This window comes from Vibrio sp. V01_P9A10T6 (assembly GCF_963877065.1).
Classification (GTDB): domain Bacteria; phylum Pseudomonadota; class Gammaproteobacteria; order Enterobacterales; family Vibrionaceae; genus Vibrio; species Vibrio anguillarum.
In genome coordinates this window covers 1-5,434 of sequence record NZ_CAWNTB010000075.1, presented here as the reverse complement: position 1 = coordinate 5,434, position 5,434 = coordinate 1, and the positions used below count along the sequence as shown (strand labels likewise).

General features: G+C 50.6%; 2 tRNA genes and 3 rRNA genes. All 5 read left to right on the top strand.

Features of this window, described 5'->3' with window-relative positions:
* Positions 1-234 precede the first annotated feature (234 nt).
* Positions 235-1,779 (top strand): 16S ribosomal RNA (locus AACQ21_RS04220).
* Between the two features lie 65 nt (positions 1,780-1,844).
* Positions 1,845-1,921: transfer RNA gene (locus AACQ21_RS04215), tRNA-Ile, on the top strand.
* A gap of 44 nt (positions 1,922-1,965) precedes the next feature.
* Positions 1,966-2,041: transfer RNA gene (locus AACQ21_RS04210), tRNA-Ala, on the top strand.
* A gap of 298 nt (positions 2,042-2,339) precedes the next feature.
* Positions 2,340-5,231, top strand: a 23S ribosomal RNA gene (locus AACQ21_RS04205).
* Between the two features lie 87 nt (positions 5,232-5,318).
* Positions 5,319-5,434: ribosomal RNA gene (rrf, locus tag AACQ21_RS04200) — 5S ribosomal RNA — on the top strand.
* The 16S, 23S and 5S rRNA genes sit together here with 2 tRNA genes alongside, the layout of an rRNA operon.

Here is a 5,434-nt window from a genome sequence, read left to right as displayed (position 1 = left end):
GCTCTTTAACAATATAAACCTATCAATCTGTGTGGGCACTCGTTGATGATAATCAAAAAAGATTTATCAATGAACTGAGTGACCAATCAGAATCAAGTTTACTTGATTTTGGCACAGTCAATTCATTGTTGTTCTGTTGGAACAGCAATAGCTTTAAAATTACTTTTTTACTTTCGAGTAAGAGCAGTTTTGAAGTCAGTATTCATTGAGCCGGTCTTAGGACCAACAAAACTTTAATTGAAGAGTTTGATCATGGCTCAGATTGAACGCTGGCGGCAGGCCTAACACATGCAAGTCGAGCGGCAGCACAGAGGAACTTGTTCCTTGGGTGGCGAGCGGCGGACGGGTGAGTAATGCCTAGGAAATTGCCCTGATGTGGGGGATAACCATTGGAAACGATGGCTAATACCGCATGATGCCTACGGGCCAAAGAGGGGGACCTTCGGGCCTCTCGCGTCAGGATATGCCTAGGTGGGATTAGCTAGTTGGTGAGGTAATGGCTCACCAAGGCGACGATCCCTAGCTGGTCTGAGAGGATGATCAGCCACACTGGAACTGAGACACGGTCCAGACTCCTACGGGAGGCAGCAGTGGGGAATATTGCACAATGGGCGCAAGCCTGATGCAGCCATGCCGCGTGTATGAAGAAGGCCTTCGGGTTGTAAAGTACTTTCAGTCGTGAGGAAGGTGGTGTTGTTAATAGCAGCATCATTTGACGTTAGCGACAGAAGAAGCACCGGCTAACTCCGTGCCAGCAGCCGCGGTAATACGGAGGGTGCGAGCGTTAATCGGAATTACTGGGCGTAAAGCGCATGCAGGTGGTGGATTAAGTCAGATGTGAAAGCCCGGGGCTCAACCTCGGAACCGCATTTGAAACTGGTTCACTAGAGTACTGTAGAGGGGGGTAGAATTTCAGGTGTAGCGGTGAAATGCGTAGAGATCTGAAGGAATACCGGTGGCGAAGGCGGCCCCCTGGACAGATACTGACACTCAGATGCGAAAGCGTGGGGAGCAAACAGGATTAGATACCCTGGTAGTCCACGCCGTAAACGATGTCTACTTGGAGGTTGTGGCCTTGAGCCGTGGCTTTCGGAGCTAACGCGTTAAGTAGACCGCCTGGGGAGTACGGTCGCAAGATTAAAACTCAAATGAATTGACGGGGGCCCGCACAAGCGGTGGAGCATGTGGTTTAATTCGATGCAACGCGAAGAACCTTACCTACTCTTGACATCCAGAGAAGCCAGCGGAGACGCAGGTGTGCCTTCGGGAACTCTGAGACAGGTGCTGCATGGCTGTCGTCAGCTCGTGTTGTGAAATGTTGGGTTAAGTCCCGCAACGAGCGCAACCCTTATCCTTGTTTGCCAGCGAGTCATGTCGGGAACTCCAGGGAGACTGCCGGTGATAAACCGGAGGAAGGTGGGGACGACGTCAAGTCATCATGGCCCTTACGAGTAGGGCTACACACGTGCTACAATGGCGCATACAGAGGGCAGCAAGCTAGCGATAGTGAGCGAATCCCAAAAAGTGCGTCGTAGTCCGGATTGGAGTCTGCAACTCGACTCCATGAAGTCGGAATCGCTAGTAATCGTAGATCAGAATGCTACGGTGAATACGTTCCCGGGCCTTGTACACACCGCCCGTCACACCATGGGAGTGGGCTGCAAAAGAAGTGGGTAGTTTAACCTTTCGGGGAGGACGCTCACCACTTTGTGGTTCATGACTGGGGTGAAGTCGTAACAAGGTAGCGCTAGGGGAACCTGGCGCTGGATCACCTCCTTATACGAAGATTACACTGATGAGTGTCCACACAGATTGATGGTTTATACAGTTTAAGAGACGATGCTGGGTCTGTAGCTCAGGTGGTTAGAGCGTTCGCCTGATAAGCGAGAGGTCGGTGGTTCAAGTCCACTCAGACCCACCAATTCTTCCTCCCAGAAGATTGGCACACAGTATCACACACCTGATGGGGTTATAGCTCAGCTGGGAGAGCGCCTGCCTTGCACGCAGGAGGTCTGCGGTTCGATCCCGCATAGCTCCACCATCTTTAAGCGCACTAGTAATAGTGTTTTTAAAAATGGTTTTCATTAGAAAATCGTGCTCTTTAACAATTTGGAAAGCTGACTGATAACAACGAACGTGTTTGTTGTTATCAAATAAAAGTTCTCAACATCAATACGTTTAACGTATTGATACCAAACACATTCAAGTGTTCTTGGGAAAGCTTACTTCGGTAAGTTTTCAAAATTGAGTCCGGCAAAATCAAACGTCTCTCGCTCATTCAAATAATGAGAGACAACCTTGGTGACTTGTCTGCAACACGAAACTTCTTCGGGTTGTATGGTTAAGTGACTAAGCGTACACGGTGGATGCCTTGGCAGTCAGAGGCGATGAAGGACGTAGTAACTTGCGATAAGCGTAGATTAGGCAGTAACAGCCACTTGAGTCTACGATTTCCGAATGGGGAAACCCACGTGCATAAGCACGTATCCTTACCTGAATACATAGGGTAAGGAGGCAAACCGGGGGAACTGAAACATCTAAGTACCCCGAGGAGAAGAAATCAACAGAGATTCCGAAAGTAGCGGCGAGCGAAATTGGACTAGCCCTTAAGCTTTTAATGATGCAGGTGAAGCCTCTGGAAAGTGGCGCAATAAAGGGTGATAGCCCCGTAACTGTTCCATCATTATAAGTGAAATCGAGTAAGGCGGGACACGTGTTATCCTGTCTGAACATGGGGGGACCATCCTCCAAGGCTAAATACTACTGACTGACCGATAGTGAACCAGTACCGTGAGGGAAAGGCGAAAAGAACCCCTGTGAGGGGAGTGAAATAGAACCTGAAACCGTGTACGTACAAGCAGTAGGAGCAGGCTTTGTCCTGTGACTGCGTACCTTTTGTATAATGGGTCAGCGACTTATATTCAGTGGCAAGGTTAACCGAATAGGGGAGCCGTAGGGAAACCGAGTCTTAACTGGGCGCTTTAGTCTCTGGATATAGACCCGAAACCGGGTGATCTAGCCATGGGCAGGTTGAAGGTTGAGTAACATCAACTGGAGGACCGAACCGACTAATGTTGAAAAATTAGCGGATGACTTGTGGCTAGGGGTGAAAGGCCAATCAAACTCGGAGATAGCTGGTTCTCCCCGAAAGCTATTTAGGTAGCGCCTCGGACGAATACTACTGGGGGTAGAGCACTGTTAAGGCTAGGGGGTCATCCCGACTTACCAACCCTTTGCAAACTCCGAATACCAGTAAGTACTATCCGGGAGACACACGGCGGGTGCTAACGTCCGTCGTGGAGAGGGAAACAACCCAGACCGCCAGCTAAGGTCCCAAATTACTACTAAGTGGGAAACGATGTGGGAAGGCTCAGACAGCCAGGATGTTGGCTTAGAAGCAGCCATCATTTAAAGAAAGCGTAATAGCTCACTGGTCGAGTCGGCCTGCGCGGAAGATGTAACGGGGCTAAGTAGTAAACCGAAGCTGCGGCAATACAGTTTACTGTATTGGGTAGGGGAGCGTTCTGTAAGCCGTTGAAGGTGTGTTGTAAAGCATGCTGGAGGTATCAGAAGTGCGAATGCTGACATGAGTAACGATAAGGGGGGTGAAAAACCTCCCCGCCGGAAGACCAAGGGTTCCTGTCCAACGTTAATCGGGGCAGGGTAAGTCGACCCCTAAGGCGAGGCTGAAAAGCGTAGTCGATGGGAAACGGGTTAATATTCCCGTACTGCTTATAATTGCGATGGGGGGACGGAGAAGGCTAGGTGGGCCAGGCGACGGTTGTCCTGGTTCAAGTGCGTAGGCTAAGAGACTAGGTAAATCCGGTTTCTTGTTAGGCTGAGACACGACGTCGAGCTGCTACGGCAGTGAAGTCATTGATGCCCTGCTTCCAGGAAAAGCCTCTAAGCTTCAGATTATAAGCAATCGTACCCCAAACCGACACAGGTGGTCGGGTAGAGAATACCAAGGCGCTTGAGAGAACTCGGGTGAAGGAACTAGGCAAAATGGTACCGTAACTTCGGGAGAAGGTACGCTCTTATTGGTGAAGTCCCTCGCGGATGGAGCTGACGAGAGTCGCAGATACCAGGTGGCTGCAACTGTTTATTAAAAACACAGCACTGTGCAAAATCGCAAGATGACGTATACGGTGTGACGCCTGCCCGGTGCCGGAAGGTTAATTGATGGGGTTAGACTTAGGTCGAAGCTCTTGATCGAAGCCCCGGTAAACGGCGGCCGTAACTATAACGGTCCTAAGGTAGCGAAATTCCTTGTCGGGTAAGTTCCGACCTGCACGAATGGCGTAATGATGGCCACGCTGTCTCCACCCGAGACTCAGTGAAATTGAAATCGCTGTGAAGATGCAGTGTACCCGCGGCTAGACGGAAAGACCCCGTGAACCTTTACTACAGCTTGGCACTGAACATTGAACCTACATGTGTAGGATAGGTGGGAGACTTAGAAGCGCAGTCGCTAGATTGCGTGGAGTCAACCTTGAAATACCACCCTTGTCGTTTTGATGTTCTAACGTAGGCCCCTCATCGGGGTTGCGGACAGTGCCTGGTGGGTAGTTTGACTGGGGCGGTCTCCTCCCAAAGAGTAACGGAGGAGCACGAAGGTGGGCTAATCACGGTTGGACATCGTGAGGTTAGTGCAATGGCATAAGCCCGCTTAACTGCGAGAATGACGGTTCGAGCAGGTACGAAAGTAGGTCATAGTGATCCGGTGGTTCTGAATGGAAGGGCCATCGCTCAACGGATAAAAGGTACTCCGGGGATAACAGGCTGATACCGCCCAAGAGTTCATATCGACGGCGGTGTTTGGCACCTCGATGTCGGCTCATCACATCCTGGGGCTGAAGTCGGTCCCAAGGGTATGGCTGTTCGCCATTTAAAGTGGTACGCGAGCTGGGTTTAGAACGTCGTGAGACAGTTCGGTCCCTATCTGCCGTGGGCGTTGGAAGATTGAAGGGGGCTGCTCCTAGTACGAGAGGACCGGAGTGGACGAACCGCTGGTGTTCGGGTTGTCATGCCAATGGCATTGCCCGGTAGCTAAGTTCGGAATTGATAAGCGCTGAAAGCATCTAAGCGCGAAGCGAGCCCTGAGATGAGTCTTCCCTGGCACTTTAAGTGTCCTAAAGGGTTGTTCGAGACTAGAACGTTGATAGGTTGGGTGTGTAAGCGCTGCGAGGCGTTGAGCTAACCAATACTAATTGCCCGTGAGGCTTAACCATACAACACCGAAGGGGTTTTGTGGGCTCAATTGAAGAACATTGAATGTGTGAATGAGAACGAAACAGCTTTCCGAATTAAGAAATTTGCTTGGCGACCATAGCGTTGTGGACCCACCTGATTCCATGCCGAACTCAGAAGTGAAACACAACAGCGCCGATGGTAGTGTGGGGTCTCCCCATGTGAGAGTAGGACATCGCCAGGC